Raw genomic sequence first — 19,117 nt, 5'->3', positions numbered from 1 at the left:
GGCAGATTAACCGGCATTCGCTTTGCCGGGCTGATCGCGCCGAAAGCGGATCCGTATGAGACGAAGCCGCTCATACAGCCTCTCCGTTCCGCCCAGCTCTTCTGCTTCTGCGTTCTCCGCTTGTCCCTGTCCGTATACCCGCTGTAACACAGGTTTAAGAAACGTATCGCCCAACTCTTCAAACGCCTTCCATACGTTTTCCTGCTCCGCAGCCGTCATCGTGTTCAATTCGACCTGGAGCAGCTGCTCCGTATCATAGCCTTCCTTCTCAAGCCCTTCCAATTCCTCGACCAAATCCCGGCGCGACAGCGAGGTACGCGCTTCAAGCTCGGTCAGCGAAGCGCCCTCGGCTATGCCAATCAGCATCGCACGGCGGGTTCGGAAGCGTTCAAGCTCCTGCTGATATCTCTGTTCCTTCTGTTTATACAGCCAGGACAAGAACTCCTCTTCCGGCAGCTGCGTATACACCCAATCCAGTGGAAACGTGGTGGTTCGCTCGGTTTTCGTCGTAATCTCCAGCCATTCCACCCCGTGCTCCGAAGCCTTGCTAACCCCGATTCCCGGAAGCTGCAGCAGCTCTTCCTCACTCTGGGGAACAAAAGCGCTGATCATGCGCAGCACCCGGTTGCTGGCAATGAAATAGGGCGCTTTTCTTCCGGATGCTGCCTTTCTCCTGCGCCAGGCGCACAGCTCCGTGTACAGCTCCTCCGATCCGTACAGCTCGCTGTAACACTGCAGCTTCTGAGTGCCGAGATTCTTGCTCCCGGTCTCCGCAGGTTCATGGAATACCCCTTCGATTAGCGGGCGGAAGCCTTCTCCGAGCTTCTTCGCAAGCTGGTGCCGATACACGCATAGCAGCTCATTCCATGAGTTGCCTTCATACCATTCGTCATCGGAAACTTCACCGTCCGGTTCCATATTCCGCCAGCCGAGTCGCCATCCTCCTTCTTCCTCGCCGATCCATACTTGGGCCGAACGGAGATGACCTGACTCATCCGCTCCGCTCATCCGATTCATGAACACAATTTGCATCCCTCGATAACCTCCCGTTTACGCAATCAGCATAAAAGCGGAACAACGCAAAAAAGCACCTCTCCTCCGCGCAGCGGCAAGAAAGGTGCTTCCTTCGTTCCATACATTATACTGTTGAAACTATAATACCATAATCTGTAATAGAATCCAATCCATTTTGAACTTGCCCTATATAAGAAATCAGGCTAAGCTTGAATGCTTTTGGCTTCATCCACTGCCAGCTTGGCCAATGCCAATGCGCCGCAGAGACCCGCATTATCGCCGAGCATCGGCGGAACGATGAATTGATCGATCCCGTCATGAAGGCTTGGATGCTGAACATATCCTGCCAGCAGCTCTTGAAGCTTCGTGCGGATCAGCGGGAACAGCTGCTCCTGCTTCATCACGCCTCCACCCATCACGATCCGCTGAGGGGACAAGATGAGGACATAATTCATCAGCGCTTGAGCGAGATAATAAGCTTCCATCTCCCAAGCCGGATGATCCGGCGTCAATTCCACGCCGGGAACACCCCAGCGTTTGCCAAGAGACGGTCCCGCAGCAAGCCCCTCCAAACAGTCTGCATGATAAGGACAGGTCCCCTCATATTTGTCTTCCGGATGACGGCGGACGTAAATATGCCCCATCTCCGGATGGGACAGGCCGTGAATCAGTTCGCCGGATACCACGGCGCCTGCTCCCACTCCCGTTCCGATGGTGATATAAAGACAGCTGTCCAGTCCCTGGGCCGCCCCCCACGTATATTCTCCAAGAGCAGCTCCGTTTACATCCGTATCAAATCCGATCGGAACGTCAAAACGCTCTTCCAATGCTTTGACGATATTGTAATTGCTCCAATGCGGCTTCGGCGTCGTTGTAATGCAGCCGTAGGTCGGGCTGCCTTTCACCGGGTCAATCGGTCCGAACGAACCGACTCCGATCGCCTCTATATCCTTATCCGCAAAAAAGTTAAAGACGTTTGCCATGGTTTCTTCAGGGGTTGTCGTCGGAAAGCTCACTCGCTCCACAACCGTTCCATCCTCCGTACCCACGCCGCAAACGAACTTGGTTCCTCCTGCTTCAATTGCTCCAAGTAAACTCATGCTTCTTCCATCCTCTCCACGATGTGCTGTGCCTTGTTCTCTATATGGTTGCTAACAAGCTCTATTCGAAGCATATGTAAACATTGTGCTCCCGTCAAGTCTGCCTGCCTCTTTCTCTGCCTCTGCCCGTTCCGAGCCGCGGGAGTAACAGCCATGAGAACAAAATCATAACCGTCGCCACGCCCATGCCTGCCCGCTTTGGCCATTGCTAACCGCAACGTAAATCGCCGTGGGCAGCGTTTGCGTGACGCACGGTATATTGCCTGCAACCATCCAGGTTGCCTCAAATTCGCCTAAACCTCCGGCAAAAGCCAGAAAGAACGCCGATACGCCTGCCTCGCGGACCTGCGGCAGCGCGGATCCAGCTGTTTCCGCTCAGTACCATTAGCGGACGGAAAGCCTACCACCATTGGCAGGAGCATCAGCTGCGTTTCGCCGGCCGTTCTGCCGACAAACGCGCGCCGGGACATGCAGTGTGCCGCCGCTGATCCCAGTATAAAGGCACTGATGCTGGACAGCAGTGATGTTTTTATCGACTGCCATTCCGGCAACCCGAGCCGAGCATTTTCGTCATGGTCACGACGACGGCTCCACAAACACAATCCGGCCACCATGTAGACGCCGCTGATTTCAGGCTTCCTGGTGAATTGAAGAAGTGCCCCGGCCTGCTGCGGATGTCTCCGGTACGACACCTTCGACCGAAGCGGCTAGGAAACCACCGCCACCCCAAAAAGATGGCCAAGACTCTTCATTTCCAGCTCCTCCAGCTTGGTTAACGCACGTTCGTGATCCACGCTCAGGCGGCACAAATCGAGCTCGCATTCCATTGGAACCTCGCAATGAATTTCGGCCAGGGCCCGGGACAGATGCAGCATCTCCAAATCCGCTTCGATCTTGGTGCGAACCCCTTTGGTCAATGAATCCAGATTGGCAAGGATGCCTTCCACGGATTCATATTCCTGGATCAGCTTGACAGCCGTCTTCTCGCCGATCCCGCGTACGCCCGGATAATTGTCGCTCGTATCTCCCATCAGGCCTTTTACATCGATCACCTGTCTTGGAGAAAGACCCTTTTCGGCATAAAGCGTCTCCGGTGTATAGTGCATATAATTGCCATGCCCCTTTTTCATAATGATGACCGAAGTCGAATCGTTCACGAGCTGAAGCAAATCGTGGTCGCCCGACAGGATCATGACGTTCATGCTATCTCCGAACCGTCTGGCAAGCGTACCGATGCAGTCATCGGCCTCATAACCCACAACGCCCAGATTCGGGATCCCGAGGCATTCCGTCACGTCGCGAACCAGCGAGAACTGCGGAACCAAGTCATCCGGCGCTTCCGGACGATTGCCTTTATACGAGGCGAATTGCTCCGTACGGAATGTTTTTGAGCCCATATCCCAGCAGCAAGCCACATGGGTAGGCTGAAATTTATCGATGGCATCCCACATATACCGCAGGAAACCGTAAATCGCGTTGGTCGGCACACCCGCTTTGGTACGACGGATATAACCGCTGGACGCGGTTGCATAATAAGCACGAAATAATAAAGCCATCCCGTCGACGAGCATTAAGGATGGTTGTGTATTGGGTATCACGGTCATGATCGCTCCTAACTTTAACTTCTCTGGTATAACCTTAAAATATACCTTGTCATTATACCATATCCTTATATGGACTTGGGCTTGTCACAGGGTATTTCTTTGAATTTCCTATCGCGGGCTGCTCACAAAAAAAAAGAACATTCCGATGGTCGAAAGACCATGGAATGCTCTGCCTTCATCAGCAGGACGACATCGTTACCGGCGAATGGCTGCCCTTCGGCAAACCGATTCCGTGACTCTCGTAATCAATCACTGCCGCAGTTTGTCTTTTGTGTCTGTCATATCCCAAAAACGACCGTTACTTCTGCCATGCCTCCTGATATTGCTCCGCTTTGAAGCCGACGGTTACTTTGCTGCCGTCGGTCACGATCGGACGCTTGATCAATCTTCCGTTGGAAGACAACAGTTCGATCTTCTCCTCATCGGAAAGGCCGGGCAGCTTGTCTTTCAGGTTCATTTCCTTGTATACCTCGCCGCTCGTATTGAAAAATTTCTTTAGCTCCAGTCCGCTCTTGGCGATCAGGTCGGCTAACTCGTCCTTCTTTGGCGGTTGTTCGAAAATATGTTGAAGCTCCAGCTCATGTCCTTCGTTCTGCAGCCATTTCACGGCGTTGCGGCAAGTCCCGCATTTCGGATATTGATATACTTTCAGTTTGCTCATTCAATAGGTTCTCCCTCTAATGTTGTAGTGTTACATAATGAAGTGACAGCTTCTTGCGCGAGCGCTAATCTCAATGATTTCATGTCCTCAGGTAGCGGGGCCGTGAATACCATCGTCTTCCCCTCTATCGGATGCATCAGCGTCAGGCTTGCCGCATGCAGCGCCTGCCTGTCCATATAGCCGTCCAGCCTCATGATCGTTGCGGCTAACGGATCCAATGACCCGACGGCCCCATGGGAATCCTCATCCCTCTCCGGCGCATTCGATAACAATTCCTGATCGCTGTATACGGGATGCCTGTACATCTGATCTCCGATCAATGGACAACCGATGCTTAGCATATGCACCCGAATTTGATGCGTCCGGCCTGTTTCGAGCTTCAATTCAACCAAGGATGCGGAGGGGTATGTTTCGCATACCCTATACCGCGTAAGCGAAGGATATCCTTCCGGGGTTACGATGCGCCGGTGGGGCTCCAACGGATCCCGATCAATCGGACCGTCAATATCGCCTGTCTGCGAAGAAGGTCTTCCATGCACAAAAGCGACATACCTCTTATCGACGGTGCCGGCAATCATTTGTTCGGAAACATGCTGATGAATATACGCATTCTTCGCGATTACCAGTACGCCGGAAGTCTCCTGATCGAGCCGGTGAACCGCTCTGAACCGGTAATTCCAGCCCTTCTCCTGCCAATAATGAACGACGCCGTTGGCCAGCGTGTCGGTGTAATGCCCATGCGTGGGATGCACGATGACCCCTGCCGGCTTGTTCAAGACAAGCAGATGCTCATCCTCGTACAGAATATGAAGTTCCATGGGCTGGGGCAGCATATCGTTGGAACGTTCCTGCTCCATCCGAATTTCGACCAAATCGCCCGCTTGCACTTTAACGCTAATATATACGCGGGTCCCGTTCAGCATAATGCCCTGCTCCGTCAATTTGAGGCGGGAGAGCAGCTTGCGGGATACCCCCATTCTTTTTTGCAAAATGGTCTTAAGCAGCATGCCGTCTTCGTGTGAAGGCACGACATAGCGGATTGGCGGATAGTACAGACTCATCTATTACCGGAACACCTTTCCGCTTCGCTCATATTCAACATCAGGTATCCCGGCATGCACATTGGCTGCCCGTGCGGCAACAAAGAAATAATCGGACAACCGGTTCAAGTACCGGCGGACCTCCGGATTGATCTCGGTGGTTCGCTGCAGCGTAACGGTCAACCTTTCTGCGCGGCGGCATACGGTCCGGCATACATGCAACGAAGAAGACAAGGCGCTTCCGCCCGGCAGAATAAAGCGCTCAAGCGGAGGGTTCTTCTCTTCGAATGCATCCAGCCACGCCTCCAGACGATCCACAAGCTCGGCACCGACCTTGAGTTTATCCTCCCGAGGCCTCGCATAAGCCAGATCCGAGCCGCAATCGAACAGTTCATGCTGGATTTGAACGAGCTGAAGATACAGCTCCTCAAAATCGGCTTCCTTGGCCAAGCACACGGCCTGACCGACAAAGCTGTTCAATTCATCGATCGTGCCGTACGCTTCGATGCGCGGATCATCCTTGGGCACGCGACCGCCAATAATCGAAGTCTCCCCCGCATCTCCCGTTCTTGTATATACCTTCATCACATCTTCCTCCATTTCATATCTAGAACGAACACCATAACATCTTATTATGCTCACTATAGCATAATTTCGGATCACGTTCCCGCTGCGGCCGAATAAACCCAAGGCCGATAACGCCTAGAGGGAAGTGCTTTAGGTTGCGTTTGGTTTTAAACACAAACAAGGCTGAACCACGAGTATTCTCACTCTAGGAACAGCCTTGTATTATTTAATGGTGAAATATTTTAGAGTTTCTTTTTGGGATGGGCCTTCATATATTCGTTGATCTTCAGATCCAGCAAACTGCTGATCTCGATCACAATTTCCGACGTGAAGGACTGCTCTTCCAGAAATATTTGCTCCATCTTCCGGCGGAGCATGTGAATTTCGTCTTCCAAGGTAATTTCCTGAGGAGTGGATTTGGCTGATTTAATTGACCATTTACCGTGATTATTGTCTTCAGCCGTATAATCACCACGGTAGTTTGACAATTCATAATCACAAAACACTGGTGATCCCTCCTTGGAAAGTAAAATTCTGCCCCCAAAATAAAATTATAACATAATTTTCGTCAATGAAAAGTGAATCTTTTGTTAATTCAAGGAAAAAGTTCAACGAATTCCTTGCCTACTTTATTTTTTCAACAAAATTGCCCATTCGCTCCAATGCCTCATTCAGTTGAGCAATGGATGTAGCATAAGAACAGCGAATGAAACCTTCCCCGCCAAGCCCGAAGGCAGTGCCCGGCACTGCGGCCACTTTGGCTTCGGTCAGCAATCGCTGAGCGAATTCTTCCGAGCCGAGTCCCGTTCCCTTGATGCTTGGGAAGGCGTAAAACGCTCCCTGGGGTTCGTGGCAATCCAGACCGATCTCCCGCAGCCCCTGCACAACGAGTCTGCGCCGTTGGTTATAGGATTCAACCATTCGGTCCTTCTCCCCCATGCCGTTACGCAATGCTTCAAGCGCTGCGACTTGCCCCATGGCCGGTGCACACATGACCGTATACTGATGAATTTTCAGCATGGCGGCAATGAGATCCGTATGGGCGCACACATATCCCATACGCCAGCCGGTCATAGCAAACGCCTTCGAAAAGCCGCTCACCAGTATGGTGCGGTCCATCATGCCGGGCATCGAGGCAAAGCTGACATGCTTGCCTTCATACGTGAGCTCGGCATAAATTTCATCGGAAATCACAATCAGATCGTGCTTTTCCACCACTTCCGCAATCGGAAGCCAATCCTCGTAGGTCATGATCGCCCCTGTCGGATTGCTCGGATAGCAGAGAATCAGAATCTTTGATTTGGGCGTGATTTGCGCTTCCAGCGCCTCGGCCGTCAGTTTGAAATGATGCTCCGCCGTCGTTTCGATGCCGACGGGCACGCCGCCGCCGATTGAAGCGATCGGCGAGTACGAAATGTAACACGGTTCCGGAATCAGAATTTCATCTCCGGGAACAATCAAGGCCCGCAGCGCCAGATCAATCGCTTCACTGCCGCCCACGGTTACGATGATTTCATTCGCAGGATTATAGGTCACATGGAAGCTGTCGTTCAAATATTCCGCGATCGCTTCCCTCAGCTCCGGCATGCCGGCATTGGACGTATAGCCCGTAAACCCGCGTTCCAATGAATATACGCACGCTTCTCGTACATGCCACGGCGTAACGAAATCAGGCTCCCCGACGCCTAGCGTGATAATATCCTTGTTTCCGCTGACGAGATCGAAAAATTTCCGGATTCCGGAGGGTTGAATATCCCTGACTCTAGGCGCCAAATAGGAGCTCATCGATTTCCTGTTATTTTCTGCAAGCTGCTGTTCGTTCAAAATCATAGCACACGCTTCCTTTACGGCGAGATCAGGAGACGATTGTCTTCTTGACGTTCTTCAAAAATAATCCCGTCTTGTTTATATTTTTTCAAAATGAAATTCGTTTTGGTCGATAATACAGAATCAATAGGCGACAGTTTCTCGGAAACAAAATTGGCCACCTCACGCAGGTTACCGCCTTCCACTTCGACCAGCAGGTCGTAGGCGCCTGACATCAAATAAACCGACTTCACCTGCGGGAACAAATAAATCCGTTCCGCGATTCCTTCAAAGCCTCTTCCGCGCTCAGGCGTTATCTGAACCTCGATCAGCGCCGTAACCTTCTCGTCCTCCACCTTGCCCCAATTGACAACGGTGGCGTACTTGACAATGACGTGATCTCGTTCAAGCTCCGCAATGGAGGTCTTTACTTCTTCCTCTTCTACACCGAGTAGAGTAGAGAGTAGAGCCGGCGATCTTCTCGCGTCCTCTTTCAGCAGGTCAAGCACCTTCAGTTTCAATTCGCTTAGCTCTTCCATGTACGTATCCTCCAGCACTTATTCCGAATAACCGCTCGTGACACACGGTTTTGTCGGAACAGAGATTAATACTTATATTACAATAACTTACACGGGATGTGCAAAAGAAAAAAACCGATGCATGCCCGCAGCGAATGCTGGAGGTGTCATCGGCGAAATCGTTGCGTTAACCATAGATGGTTGGGTTACATTACATATAAGAAGCAGGGGATACATTGGTTGCATGGGGCTCAACGTTCGGATTGTGCGCATACGCGCCCATGCTTGAAGTTTTTTGATTTATCGTTTCCCGAGTTTTTTGTACGGACTGCTGCGCTTGTTTATGCTGCTTGTCCACGTCGTATTTCAGCGCATGCGTGCCTGCGGTGTACATGTTCTGCTGCTTCATCATATTAAAGAATTCGCCTTGCAGACTCAGCGTATCCGTGGTCAAATTGGTAAACATTTGACGCACGTCAGGGCAAGTGGCTTCCGTCGTGGCTGTCGTATATTCTCGAACGGCCCGTTTCAGCTCTCCCAGTATCGGGCTGAGCAAATCCTCTTCGGGCAGGAATGAAGATCCGTTAGGGGTTGCCATCGTAGTTCCTCCTTTGGGTTGTTGGTTATGCACTGTCTGCTTACTGCGGCTGGTTGGGCGCAACGCTGCTGTGGGTCTGAAGGGAGTTCACCAACATATCAAGATGCTGCTCATGTCGCTTCACGAATCCGAGCAGTGCCTGCTGAATGGCAGGGTTCTGACTGGCTGCAGCCGTGGCGGCGCAATGCTTGGCCAGCATGGTCTCGTTGGAGATGCAGTCCACGATATAATCCAGCTCTTTTGAAGTGAGAGGCTGTAATTGCTGATTGGGTGTCATACGGTTCGTTGTTCCCCTTTCCATTTAGGTTGACAGGACCTAGTATGCCACCGTTGTACAAATCTATGTCGCAAGATGTCATGAAATGCGGAAGGAACGACCAAACTAATTGCGATGTGACGATGGGAGGGGATGGATCATGTTACTGACCGGCGGAACAACGCCCTGGAAATATTTAAACACCGAACCGGTAAAAAAATATCCCGTGCTCTCGGACCGGCTTAGCTGCGACGTGCTGGTCGTCGGAGGCGGTATCAGCGGTGCCCTGATGGCCTATGTCCTGAGCGTGCAAGGCGTCGACGCCATTCTCCTGGAGAAAAGTCGAGTATGCGAGGGCAGCACTTCCGCCAATACGGGACTGCTGCAAATCTCCAACGACTGTCCCCTTTCGAATTTGATTCAACATTTTGGCGAGGACCGGGGTACCGCCTTCTACATGATGTGCAGAAATGCCATACGTCGGCTCACTGAAATCGCGAATACGTTGTCAAGGGATTCCGGGTTGATCTCTCGAAGCAGCCTCTACTATGCCAGCAACCCTCAAGATATCGGCTTGATTCGTCATGAGTATGACCTCCTCAAACGCAAGGGCTTCGACGTGCAGTACTGGAACCGCGATGATGTGAAGGCTAAATTTCCGTTCTCAAAGGAAGCCGCCATCTATACCCGCGGCGATGCCGAAGTCAATCCCTACCGTCTCGGACATCATCTTCTTCAGGATGCCGGCGATCAGGGGCTGCGAATTTATGAAAACAGCGAAGTGAAAGAAACCAGGTATACACACAACGATGTCACCGTCATGACGGATCAGGGAAGCGTTTCAGCCAAACACGTGATCTGGGCTACCGGGTACAGCACCCAAGAATGGAAGCCGGATTATCAAGTGGATCTCCTCAATACCTATGCCATTATGACCGAGCCTGTTCACGATCTGTCTTCGTGGTATGAGCGGGCTCTCATATGGGAGACCGACCGTCCATATCTCTATTTCCGGACAACGCCGGACCGGCGGATCATGGCCGGTGGACTGGATGAGCCGCTGCCTCCTTCAGGCAAACCGGAGGAATACGCCGAGCCAAGAAGCCAGAGACTGCTGAATGAAATTCATAAGCTGTTCCCTACGATGACGGACGTGAAAATGGCGTGCAGCTGGGCTGGCGTGTTTGCCTCCACCAAAGACGGCATCCCGCTGATCGGCAGACATCCGCAGTATCCGCACAGCTACTTCATCGAGGTTTATGGCGGAAACGGTATGGTTTACAGCATGATCGCCGCCGACCTCCTGGCCGAGACGATTGCCGGCAGAGAGCCCGAAGAACTGAAATGGTTCTCGCTGAGGCGTCCGATCGACCTGAACTTCACATAAATTAAGAAGGTATCCCCTAACAGGCCCTGCGGCCTTGGAGATACCTTCTTTGCGTTTGTACGATTTGCCTCCGCGTCGCGGCCTTCTATTTTAAAAAAAACGTCGCTGACCTGCGTTATCCAACTTTCGCTCATTGCATGATCTCCATGTCTCACATCGATGCCATCAGGCTCAGGCGGCTTGTCCTTTGCTAGGAAACAGCTTTCGTATGAACAGCCAAGATCCGATGGGGGATGCCCCCAGAAACAGCAGCAGCAATGTTATCGTTAACGTATCCTGCCTGAATGACAGTACAAGAATGAAAACAAGCAAGCCCGTAATTCGGCCTATCGTCAGACTGAGTTCCCGGAGCACGACCAGTTCCACCCGCTTCTCCACGTTTTCCTGATTCACGCCCATGAGATCGAAGCTGGCCGATATAGCCGGCATCATGTACAGCGGAATGAAGAGCGACGTCCCGATTCCCAGCACCAGCAGCGTAGTGTAGTTGACCGTAAATAGCAGCGGCATGATGACAAGCAGCATCAATACGGAACCAACCAGCATGCCGGTTTTACGGAATTTGGGCTTGAACCATTTCCCGCAGGCCCAGTAGCTGACCAGTGAAACGGCCGAAGTAATCAACGCGAATTGCCCCAGCTTGGACTCCTGATCCGTCGCCACGAAAACAAGCAGCGTGATGAGAAAGGAGAACACGCCCTCCCGGATTCCCTGAACAGCCAAGCCTAATACCGCGTATTTCCAAACGCCGCCCTCCTTGAGGCGGCTTACCCCTTCCAGCCAGTGATAATCGCTTTGAACCGGCCTTTTGCGCAGAAAAAAGCTCATGACCACCGTTACGGCGAAGATGGCCATCGACACGGTAAAAATAAACCGATAGCCCTGATCCCCATGCATCAGCGTAATGATCCAGCCTGCCAGCCATGGACCGATAATCCCCGTTATGGAGCCCAAGAGCCCGATCCAGCCATTAAACCAGTCCCGGTTCTCCGCACTCGACACCTCGAAGTAAACCACATTAAAGGCCAACCAGAACAATCCTAAAGACACACCGAACAGCAGGCCGAGCGGCCAAATGTAATGGACGGCGTCCCTCCCTGCCCACAGCACGCATAGATAAAACAAGCCGGACACGGCAATTCCCAGGCGAAGCGCATTCATTTTGTTATGCTCCTTCACCCATTTGCCGGCGGCCCAGAACGTCAGGCCAAGCGCCACCTGCTGCGCAATCGTGAACCAGCCGAGCATGGTGTAATCTTGGCGGCTTTTCCATAAGTATACGTTGAGGAACGTACCCGACAATGCGCTCGATAGAATAAACAACCCATGAACCGATAACAGAAGCATAGCCTGGGGGTCCTTTGTCAACTTCATATACAGTTCCTCCCTTGCCCTTTCACTTGAAGTCCAAGGTATTTTACCCCTTCGCGCTCCACTTCATGAACAAAAAAAAGGAAACCGCCGCCGGCAGTTTCCTTAAGTCATCCGCGGGATCGGCAACAGCGCCGCTCCGCAACTCTATTCCTTTTTATGGATAAAACTCTTGATCATCCGAAGCCGGTCGTTCTCTGCCAAATTGTACTGCACATGGAAGCATCCGGGACATACATAAACGTTCAGATCATACGGAGGCTGCAGAATGGGAGCTTGGATCAAGGGTGCGTGAACCGGCTGGAAGCCTTCTCCGCTCACGCGCTGCGTTCCTGCATGGAGCATATACTCTCGGCAATGCAGACACTCGGGCACTTCCTCTTGTTGGTCCAGGATCCCCTCCACCGTCTCCTCGAATGCAAAAAGATCGTGATCTTCCCCGTACTTATCCACGGTGCGAAGCGATGACAGCGATTCATGGTCGGAGCCCCAGATGCGATGAAGATCGCGCGCCTCCTCGTCGGAAGGCTCATAAGCCTCTTCATATTCCTCCCCGCCGTCCTCTTCATCTTCATCTTCATCTTGCAATGCGATATTCAATGTGCGGTAGCCTTTAAGCTCATTCGCGCAGTGAGGACAGGTATCCTCGGGACCTATCTCCTCATCCCATACAATCTCACTTTGGCACCATGGGCAAACCGTCGGTTCCATCGGTCATTCATCCCTTTCTTTATTCAAACGGCCATGAATGGCCCTGTTTACGTTATTTTTATTGAGACATTAAGTATACAATACCCGCCACGAAAAAAATCATGGCTGCCGCAAACAATATCCGCGGTAAATATTTCATCGTTCTTTTCCTCCCGAAGCCCTTAAGTAATGCTCGCTCCAATAATGTAAGACAAAGATACGGTGATAAGAAGCACGATCAGGCCCACTGCCCGATTATCCTTGCCAATCTCTTCATCGACCGAAAACACAGGCGTCAAGAATTCAAGCAGCCAATAAGCCAATAAAAGCAGTATAAACCCGAAGAACGACCATTTAATCATGCCGTAAATGGACGTATTCGCCGTGATGCTATACCGCATCACGTTACAAATGCCAAAGACCTTGCCGCCGGTCGCCATGGCCGCGGCAACATTTCCTTTGCGTATTTCATCCCAGCAATTGTACTTGGTAACCAATTCAAAGCAATACAAGTAAACAATAAGTGCAAGTATCGCAACCGAGAAATAGCCGACGAGCACCCCAAGCGGATGGGTCAGCAAATGATCAATCGCTTCCGTCATTCCCTTATTTCCTCCCTGATAAACGGGATGCGGCACCTTTCGCATCCCGTCGTTCTGAACCCTATTGATGATATGTTATACGATTGAAGGAGAAAACGGTTCCTGATTTCTTATTTCAACTCGGCAATCGTAACGCCATTGCCGCCTTCGCCGTAATTGCCTAAACGATGGCTTTTGACATGTTTGTGCTTGCGCAAATAATCCTGAATGCCGGTTCGCAAAATGCCGGTTCCCTTGCCGTGAATGATGTAGATCTGTCCCAGATTCCCCAAAAACGCCTCATCAATGAACCGGTCCACCTCGATCAAGGCTTCTTCCAGGTTCGCTCCCCTTAAATCCAGCTCATTCCGGATGTTGGCATCGCGGGTCCGCTTCAGGACGGTGGCATGCTGTTTCGGTGCCTGCTTGGCATTGGCGGCTTGATTCGACAGCAGCTCCAAATCGTCCAGCGCGACCTTCATCTTCATAATGCCAAGCTGAACGACGGCTTCCTTCGAGCCGGACATCTCCACGACATGCCCCTTCTGATTCAGGCTGTATACCCGAACCTCATCCCCGGGCTCGATGCTGCGCTGCTGCTTCGCAGAACGCTGGCCGCCCGTTTTCTTGCCCTGCTGCGGCTCGGCGTCATCCAGGCGCTTTCTGGCCGCGATCAGCTTGTGCTCCTTAACGGAAGCCCCTTCCTCCTGGGCAATCTTGCGCAGGTCCGCAATGATCTCCTCGGCTTCGCTCCGCGCCTTGTCCACGATCTGTCTTGCTTCCGCCCGAGCCTTATCAACGAGTTTGTCTTTCTGCTCCTCGAGCTTCTGAAGCTCCTGCTGGTGACGTTGACGCAGTTCCTCCATTTCCTTCCGAACCTGTTCCGCCTTCTCACGCTCCACTTCAGCGGTATGCCGGTTCTCCTCGAGGGACGCAATCATATGCTCCACCCGCTGATCCTCTTCCTTCACTTCCCCGCGGGCGAATTCCAGAATGGATCCTGGCAATCCCAGACGTTCTGCAATAGCAAACGCGTTACTTCGTCCAGGAACGCCCACCAGCAGCCGATAAGTCGGACTTAGGGTATTGATATCGAACTCCATGCTGGCATTGATCACGCCTTTGCGTTCATAGGCGTATGCCTTCAATTCGGAATAGTGCGTCGTCGCGATCATGCGGCAGCCCATGCGGTGGATATGCTCCAGAATGGAAATCGCCAGAGCCGAACCTTCCGCCGGGTCGGTCCCCGCCCCCACTTCATCGAGCAGGACCAGGCTCTTCGGCGTCATCTGGCTTAAAATGCGAATGATGTTGGTCATATGGCTGGAGAAGGTACTCAGGCTCTGCTCAATGCTTTGCTCATCGCCAATATCCGCGTAGATCGCATCGAACACGCACATCTGGCTGCCTTCTTCGGCCGGAATAAACAGTCCGGACATCGCCATCAGGTTTAATAAACCGATCGTTTTGAGCGTAACCGTCTTACCGCCGGTATTCGGGCCCGTGACGATGATGGAGGTATAGGAATTGCCCAATTCCACGTCCAGCGGCACGACCTGGTCCGTCGGTATGAGCGGATGTCTGCCTCTGCGCAGCTTAATATATCCTCTGTCGTTCATCCGCGGGAGCGAAGCCTTCATCACATGAGCTAAACGGGCTTTGGCAAAAATAAAATCGAGCTGCCCGATCAGATCGACGTCGATGGACAGCAGTTCAGCCTGTTCGCCGACCTGGGCGGTCAGCTTCTGCAGAATCACTTCAATCTCCCGTTCTTCCCGCATCCGGGTCTCGCGCAGCTTGTTGTTCATCGCCACGATGGACTCCGGTTCGATGAACAGTGTCGCGCCCGAGCCGGACTGGTCGTGTACGATACCGCCAAAGTGGGAGCGATACTCCGCTTTGACGGGAATGACGAATCGGTCGCCGCGAATCGTAATCAGCTGGTCCTGCAGCATTTTCGCCACCGATTGCGAACGGATCATGGATTCCAGCTTCTCGCGGATGCGTACCTCTCCGCCTCGCAGCTCCCTCCGAATTTGCGACAGCTCCGCGCTTGCGGAGTCCAGCACCTCGGCCGTTTCATCGATGCAGAGCCGAATGGCATCCTCCAGCGGCTTCTGCTCCGAAATAAGATCGCTTAAATTAAAGAGAATATCAATCTTCTCATCCTCATGAATCGCAGCGATAAACCGTTTGATTCGTCGCGACCCGTGAATCGTGTTCGACGTGGCAAGCAATTCATGCGGATTCAGCGTGCCTCCGATTCGAGCCCGCTTCAAAGCATCGTTGATGTCGGTAATGCCGCGGAAGGACGGGTTGCCCTTAAGCCGGTCTACGGTGTAAGCCTGGTCGGTGGCCGCGAGCAGATCCTTCACGGCTTCGAGGTCGGTCTCTGGCATTAACCTTTCAGCCCTCAAACTTCCCATGGAGGTTTGGGTATATTGCGTCAATGTATTTAAAATTTTCCGGTATTCTAAAGTGTGCAAAATCTTGTCGTTCAAGAAGTTCACAACTCCTCTCAATCAATGCCTATATTATATCGAACGCCATGCGAAATCGCCATGGAATCCAAAATCCTTCCACACATAACCTAACGTCCGATTGAACAAAATAAATTCTGCGTAACATTCCAGTCTTATTCTAAGGAGGCAGGTACCATGCAATTTCTCGGGCATGTCGTTCGATTTATCGTAGCGGCTCTCGTCCTTATGGTCGTCGGATGGATCGTCCCTCAATTCTCCGTCGGCGGATTCGGAAGCGCCCTGCTGCTTGCACTCGTCATCGCCCTGTTTGGCTGGGCTATCGAGGGCATCTTCGGCAAAAAAGTCACGCCGTTTGGACGCGGCATCGTGGGCTTCATTGTGAGCGCGCTTGTCATTTACCTGGCCCAGTTCATCGTCGGAGGCGTTAGCGTCTCCATTCTGGGTGCTCTGCTTGCTGCACTGGTCATCGGGATCATCGATCTGTTCATTCCGATCTCCACCCCGTTTGAAGCAGGCAAAAACCGCAAAGAATAAGACAGAAGGCCGCCCGCTTCTGTCAAAGGATCCTGACGGAGCTCTTCCTGAACGATCCCGGTTCGCGGTTAAATCCATCGATGCATTCCCCACAACTGCCCCCTGTTGCTATATGACAGGGGGTTGTCCGTGTTCGAGCAAGTTCCCGTCCTCTTTGACTATGTTTCCCCTACATTATAACGTAAATCCATAAAATTCGTTGCAAACGCTTCACGTTCACCAATTTTTCATAACAGGCATGTGCGTCGACTCCCGTTCTGAGCTATCATAAAGATTGGAAATTAATTTTCACAATTATTTCATAGTCAGGAGAGATTATAGTGAAAAAAGGCATAGCACTACTTGTTTCATGTATGCTCCTTTTTGTATTGGCGGCCTGCGGCGGAAACCAACAAGAGTCCGAGGGCAATTCGGGGATCACGGATACCGGCGTGGCACCGGAAGCAGAACTCGTGATTAAAGGCTCCAACTTCCAATTTGACCAAGCCGAATATCACCTCAAAAAAGGGGTGCCCGTCAAGATTACTTACGAGAACGAAGACGGCAACCACGGCGTTATGATTCCTGCGCTTGGCCTGCAGCTGGACCGAAAGAACAACTCAACCGTCGTTACGCCTGACAAGGCAGGAGAATTCGAGGTTTCGTGTTCCATTATGTGCGGAGCCGGTCACAGCAAAATGATATCCAAACTGATCGTCGAAGAATAGCAGGGCCTGCTATGCAAAATGAAAACCTCCGGATCGCCAGAGTTTCCTCTCTCTGATCCGGAGGTTTTTTCAGGTTCACATCTTCGTCATGGCCTAACGCTGATCCTGCTCAATCAACTCGATCCATTCATTATATTCAACTTGGAGCTTCGCATACTCTTCCTTCAGCTTGCGGTGTTCTTCTTCAAGCTGCGCGGCTTGCTCCGCCTTCAATTCCTGTTCTGCCTGCAGCAGCCGATACTGGTGCATAACCAGCTCGTACTGTTCGCCAAGATCGGAATACTGCTGTGCCGCTTCGCTTTTCTCGCCTTCCAGACGGTCGCAGGCCTGACGCGCGGAAGCAATCTCCTGCTGCCAGGACTGAAGCTCTTCTTCCAGCGCAAGCTTGGTTCGTTTCCACTCATCGCGCTCTGCGGCGAGCTTCTCGCTGTCTGCAGCCAGCTGTTCCCGTTCCGCCATCCATTGCTGGTATTGGTCCTGCCAATGAACGGCGCGCTCTTCGGACTCCCTCAGCTGCTCGGCAAGTTCGCTTGCACGCTCTTCGCTGGCGGTCGCCTTCTTGCGAAGCTCATCGAGCTGATTCGACACCGTATCGTATTCTTCTTCCAGCATGGCGTAGAGTTTGCCGGTCTCTTCCTCGCGGATTCCCGCGTCCTGGGTGAGTTTCTCCAGCTCTTCGTTGCGGAGCTGGAGCTCCTTCAATTCCTCCTGGGCGCTTCGCCGCTCGGAAAGGATCCGGTCCGCTTCGTCCTTCATCACATGGATTTCATCCTGAAGCCCCTTCATTCCCTCTTCCAGGCTTTCGTTCAATTCCATCAGCTCGACGATTCTCATCTCGAGCTCGCCGGTCTCCTCCTTGCGCTGATCCGCCAGCGTCCGCCAGGATTGCAGCTCGCTGCTTAGACGCTGCAGCTCTTCCTGCTGCTTGCGGGAGGTCTGATTCGCATCCACCACAAGCTTCTGCAGACGTCTGCGCTCTTCCTCCGACTTGCCGGATTCCTGCTTCAGGGCCTCGAGTTCCTTCGCCAGCCCTTCCGCCTTCGTACGGAAGGAACGCAATTCCTGCGAGGAAGCTTCAGCTTGCTGCTTGGACGAATGGAGCTGTTCCTTCAGCTTGTCCGATTCCGCTTTTACCGTGTTCAGTTCCTTCTCCGCGGTCGTTAACCGCGAGTGCAGCTGGCCGCCGCGATTGCGCTGCTCGGCGAGCTGTTTCTCCAGATCCTGCACGGTCTTCGAGTTCTGCTGCTCCAAATCCTGCAAGGTTTTCGAGTGCTCCAGCTTCAGATCTTGCACCGTCTTCGTGTACTTCTGCTCCAGATCCTGCACCGTCTTCGAATTCTGCTGCTTCAGATCCTGCACGGTCTTCGAGTGCTGCTGTTCTTTCAGAAGCGCCTCTTGTTTATAAGTGCTCTCCTGTTTCTTCAACTGCTCCGCCAGCTTCTCTTCAGCCTGCTTCGCTGAAGTCCGCAAGCTCTGTTCCAGCTTCTCGACGGCCTGCTTATGCGTGAGCGCCGACTGTGAAATTTGCCCTTCATAACGGCGTTTCATATCTTCCATCGCCTGCTTGTGGCCGCTCTCCAGCTTCTCGCGCTGCTCCTTAAGACGCACCTCAAGCTGCTGCTTCTCCTTCAGAAGTTCCGCCACGCGGTCCGATTCCTTCTGGAGCAGCTCCTTCGTACGCTCCGACTCCGCCGTCAGGTTCTCCTTGGATTTCCTGTATTCTTCAGCCAGCGTTGTCTGCTCCGCCAGCTTGCGCTCCAGCTGCTCCAGCTGCTGACGATGTCTCTCCTGCTGCTCGATTTGAAGTCCCTGCACCTTGGCCAGTTCCGTTCTCAGCTCATTCCGCTCGGCCGTCATCTGCTTGGCCTCGTTCTGATACTCCAGCTTCTGCAAAGCTTCTTCAGCCATATGTACCGCGGCAAGGACGGCAATGCGCGGGGTATCCAATCGGGAGTGCGCCTTGGAGATGGTACGCATGCGATCATCCACGTAATTGGCTACCTGTCTGGTATAATCACTGCTGTTTCCAACGAGTTTATAGGAAGTTCCGTAGATGTCTACGGTAACGCTTTTACGGTCAGATGTAGTCAAAATTGTGCCCTCCTTCTATTATGTGTAAATTCTATGATGTCTGAAATGGTCTATCCTCTGCATCCATTATATATGAGATAACATCTACAGACGAACCTCTAGAGTACAG

At 52.4% G+C, this 19,117-nt stretch carries 20 protein-coding genes; 3 read left to right on the top strand and 17 right to left on the bottom strand.

Annotation, left to right across the window (positions count from 1 at the left end):
• Positions 1-6 precede the first annotated feature (6 nt).
• From JNUCC32_RS00450 to JNUCC32_RS00395, 12 genes are all read right to left on the bottom strand, one after another.
• Entirely contained in the window at positions 7-1,032 is a 1,026-nt protein-coding gene (locus JNUCC32_RS00450) for an HRDC domain-containing protein (protein ID WP_192570755.1), read from the bottom strand.
• 185 nt (positions 1,033-1,217) lie between these two features.
• Positions 1,218-2,114 carry an ROK family protein gene (locus tag JNUCC32_RS00445; protein WP_096776417.1) on the bottom strand — a complete coding sequence of 299 codons (897 nt, stop codon included), beginning with the start codon at positions 2,112-2,114 and terminating at the stop codon, positions 1,218-1,220.
• Positions 2,115-2,407: 293 nt separating this feature from the next.
• Positions 2,408-2,806 (bottom strand): hypothetical protein, encoded by a 399-nt coding sequence (locus tag JNUCC32_RS31485; protein ID WP_228468852.1) that lies wholly within the window; start codon positions 2,804-2,806, stop codon positions 2,408-2,410.
• 15 nt (positions 2,807-2,821) lie between these two features.
• Entirely contained in the window at positions 2,822-3,718 is an 897-nt protein-coding gene (locus JNUCC32_RS00435; RefSeq protein ID WP_192570754.1) for a 5'-3' exonuclease, read from the bottom strand.
• 298 nt (positions 3,719-4,016) lie between these two features.
• Positions 4,017-4,379: an arsenate reductase family protein gene (locus JNUCC32_RS00430; RefSeq protein ID WP_015737131.1), complete on the bottom strand. Its 363-nt coding sequence runs from the start codon at positions 4,377-4,379 to the stop codon at positions 4,017-4,019.
• Positions 4,376-5,440, bottom strand: a complete 1,065-nt coding sequence (locus tag JNUCC32_RS00425; protein ID WP_192570753.1) for an RluA family pseudouridine synthase — start codon at positions 5,438-5,440, stop codon at positions 4,376-4,378. The genes JNUCC32_RS00430 and JNUCC32_RS00425 overlap by 4 nt, the downstream gene beginning before the upstream one ends.
• A gap of 3 nt (positions 5,441-5,443) precedes the next feature.
• Positions 5,444-6,004, bottom strand: coding sequence for a cob(I)yrinic acid a,c-diamide adenosyltransferase (locus JNUCC32_RS00420; RefSeq protein ID WP_036659974.1), 561 nt, complete (start codon positions 6,002-6,004; stop codon positions 5,444-5,446).
• 224 nt (positions 6,005-6,228) lie between these two features.
• A complete protein-coding gene (locus tag JNUCC32_RS00415; RefSeq protein ID WP_009590300.1) occupies positions 6,229-6,492 on the bottom strand; it encodes an aspartyl-phosphate phosphatase Spo0E family protein in 264 nt (87 codons plus the stop codon).
• Positions 6,493-6,610: 118 nt separating this feature from the next.
• Entirely contained in the window at positions 6,611-7,816 is a 1,206-nt protein-coding gene (locus JNUCC32_RS00410; RefSeq protein WP_015737134.1) for an aminotransferase class I/II-fold pyridoxal phosphate-dependent enzyme, read from the bottom strand.
• Between the two features lie 14 nt (positions 7,817-7,830).
• A complete protein-coding gene (locus JNUCC32_RS00405) occupies positions 7,831-8,331 on the bottom strand; it encodes an Lrp/AsnC family transcriptional regulator (RefSeq protein WP_009590307.1) in 501 nt (166 codons plus the stop codon).
• 190 nt (positions 8,332-8,521) lie between these two features.
• On the bottom strand, positions 8,522-8,908 hold the full coding sequence (locus JNUCC32_RS00400; protein WP_015737135.1) for a spore coat protein: 387 nt from the start codon (positions 8,906-8,908) through the stop codon (positions 8,522-8,524).
• 40 nt (positions 8,909-8,948) lie between these two features.
• Positions 8,949-9,185, bottom strand: a complete 237-nt coding sequence (locus JNUCC32_RS00395) for a hypothetical protein (RefSeq protein ID WP_009590298.1) — start codon at positions 9,183-9,185, stop codon at positions 8,949-8,951.
• A 139-nt stretch (positions 9,186-9,324) separates the two neighbouring features.
• Between JNUCC32_RS00395 and JNUCC32_RS00390 the strand changes: the two genes are divergently transcribed.
• Positions 9,325-10,551 (top strand): NAD(P)/FAD-dependent oxidoreductase, encoded by a 1,227-nt coding sequence (locus JNUCC32_RS00390; RefSeq protein WP_192570752.1) that lies wholly within the window; start codon positions 9,325-9,327, stop codon positions 10,549-10,551.
• Positions 10,552-10,722: 171 nt separating this feature from the next.
• Here JNUCC32_RS00390 and JNUCC32_RS00385 read toward each other — a convergent pair whose 3' ends face one another.
• From JNUCC32_RS00385 to JNUCC32_RS00370, 4 genes are all read right to left on the bottom strand, one after another.
• Positions 10,723-11,925 carry an MFS transporter gene (locus tag JNUCC32_RS00385; protein WP_096776422.1) on the bottom strand — a complete coding sequence of 401 codons (1,203 nt, stop codon included), beginning with the start codon at positions 11,923-11,925 and terminating at the stop codon, positions 10,723-10,725.
• A 144-nt stretch (positions 11,926-12,069) separates the two neighbouring features.
• On the bottom strand, positions 12,070-12,633 hold the full coding sequence (locus JNUCC32_RS00380; RefSeq protein ID WP_192570751.1) for a hypothetical protein: 564 nt from the start codon (positions 12,631-12,633) through the stop codon (positions 12,070-12,072).
• Between the two features lie 161 nt (positions 12,634-12,794).
• Positions 12,795-13,214, bottom strand: coding sequence for a DUF350 domain-containing protein (locus JNUCC32_RS00375; protein ID WP_009590305.1), 420 nt, complete (start codon positions 13,212-13,214; stop codon positions 12,795-12,797).
• A gap of 110 nt (positions 13,215-13,324) precedes the next feature.
• Positions 13,325-15,694 carry an endonuclease MutS2 gene (locus JNUCC32_RS00370; RefSeq protein ID WP_096776424.1) on the bottom strand — a complete coding sequence of 790 codons (2,370 nt, stop codon included), beginning with the start codon at positions 15,692-15,694 and terminating at the stop codon, positions 13,325-13,327.
• A gap of 156 nt (positions 15,695-15,850) precedes the next feature.
• On the opposite strand from JNUCC32_RS00370, the gene JNUCC32_RS00365 reads away from it, so the two are divergent.
• Together JNUCC32_RS00365 and JNUCC32_RS00360 are read left to right on the top strand one after the other, a co-directional pair.
• Entirely contained in the window at positions 15,851-16,210 is a 360-nt protein-coding gene (locus JNUCC32_RS00365) for a phage holin family protein (RefSeq protein WP_015737141.1), read from the top strand.
• 320 nt (positions 16,211-16,530) lie between these two features.
• A complete protein-coding gene (locus JNUCC32_RS00360) occupies positions 16,531-16,917 on the top strand; it encodes a cupredoxin domain-containing protein (protein ID WP_009593061.1) in 387 nt (128 codons plus the stop codon).
• A 93-nt stretch (positions 16,918-17,010) separates the two neighbouring features.
• On the opposite strand, the gene zapA is transcribed toward JNUCC32_RS00360, so the two are convergent.
• Complete coding sequence (gene zapA / locus JNUCC32_RS00355) at positions 17,011-19,008, bottom strand: cell division protein ZapA (protein WP_192570750.1); 1,998 nt, start codon at positions 19,006-19,008, stop codon at positions 17,011-17,013.
• Between the last annotated feature and the right edge of the window lie 109 nt (positions 19,009-19,117).

It is taken from the genome of Paenibacillus sp. JNUCC32 (assembly GCF_014863545.1).
Classification (GTDB): domain Bacteria; phylum Bacillota; class Bacilli; order Paenibacillales; family Paenibacillaceae; genus Paenibacillus_AQ; species Paenibacillus_AQ lautus_A.
The sequence above is the reverse complement of the archived record's forward strand: the minus strand, read 5'-3'. Positions and strand labels throughout refer to the sequence as shown.

Bases quoted from the DNA above. Each gene is read 5' to 3' on its own strand.
- JNUCC32_RS00450 (WP_192570755.1), bottom strand. From the start codon at position 1,032: ATGCAAATTGTGTTCATGAATCGGATGAGCGGAGCGGATGAGTCAGGT.
- JNUCC32_RS00445 (WP_096776417.1), bottom strand. From the start codon at position 2,114: ATGAGTTTACTTGGAGCAATTGAAGCAGGAGGAACCAAGTTCGTTTGC.
- JNUCC32_RS00435 (WP_192570754.1), bottom strand. From the start codon at position 3,718: ATGACCGTGATACCCAATACACAACCATCCTTAATGCTCGTCGACGGG.
- JNUCC32_RS00430 (WP_015737131.1), bottom strand. From the start codon at position 4,379: ATGAGCAAACTGAAAGTATATCAATATCCGAAATGCGGGACTTGCCGC.
- JNUCC32_RS00425 (WP_192570753.1), bottom strand. From the start codon at position 5,440: ATGAGTCTGTACTATCCGCCAATCCGCTATGTCGTGCCTTCACACGAA.
- JNUCC32_RS00420 (WP_036659974.1), bottom strand. From the start codon at position 6,004: ATGAAGGTATATACAAGAACGGGAGATGCGGGGGAGACTTCGATTATT.
- JNUCC32_RS00410 (WP_015737134.1), bottom strand. From the start codon at position 7,816: ATGATTTTGAACGAACAGCAGCTTGCAGAAAATAACAGGAAATCGATG.
- JNUCC32_RS00405 (WP_009590307.1), bottom strand. From the start codon at position 8,331: ATGGAAGAGCTAAGCGAATTGAAACTGAAGGTGCTTGACCTGCTGAAA.
- JNUCC32_RS00400 (WP_015737135.1), bottom strand. From the start codon at position 8,908: ATGGCAACCCCTAACGGATCTTCATTCCTGCCCGAAGAGGATTTGCTC.
- JNUCC32_RS00395 (WP_009590298.1), bottom strand. From the start codon at position 9,185: ATGACACCCAATCAGCAATTACAGCCTCTCACTTCAAAAGAGCTGGAT.
- JNUCC32_RS00390 (WP_192570752.1), top strand. From the start codon at position 9,325: ATGTTACTGACCGGCGGAACAACGCCCTGGAAATATTTAAACACCGAA.
- JNUCC32_RS00385 (WP_096776422.1), bottom strand. From the start codon at position 11,925: ATGAAGTTGACAAAGGACCCCCAGGCTATGCTTCTGTTATCGGTTCAT.
- JNUCC32_RS00380 (WP_192570751.1), bottom strand. From the start codon at position 12,633: ATGGAACCGACGGTTTGCCCATGGTGCCAAAGTGAGATTGTATGGGAT.
- JNUCC32_RS00375 (WP_009590305.1), bottom strand. From the start codon at position 13,214: ATGACGGAAGCGATTGATCATTTGCTGACCCATCCGCTTGGGGTGCTC.
- JNUCC32_RS00365 (WP_015737141.1), top strand. From the start codon at position 15,851: ATGCAATTTCTCGGGCATGTCGTTCGATTTATCGTAGCGGCTCTCGTC.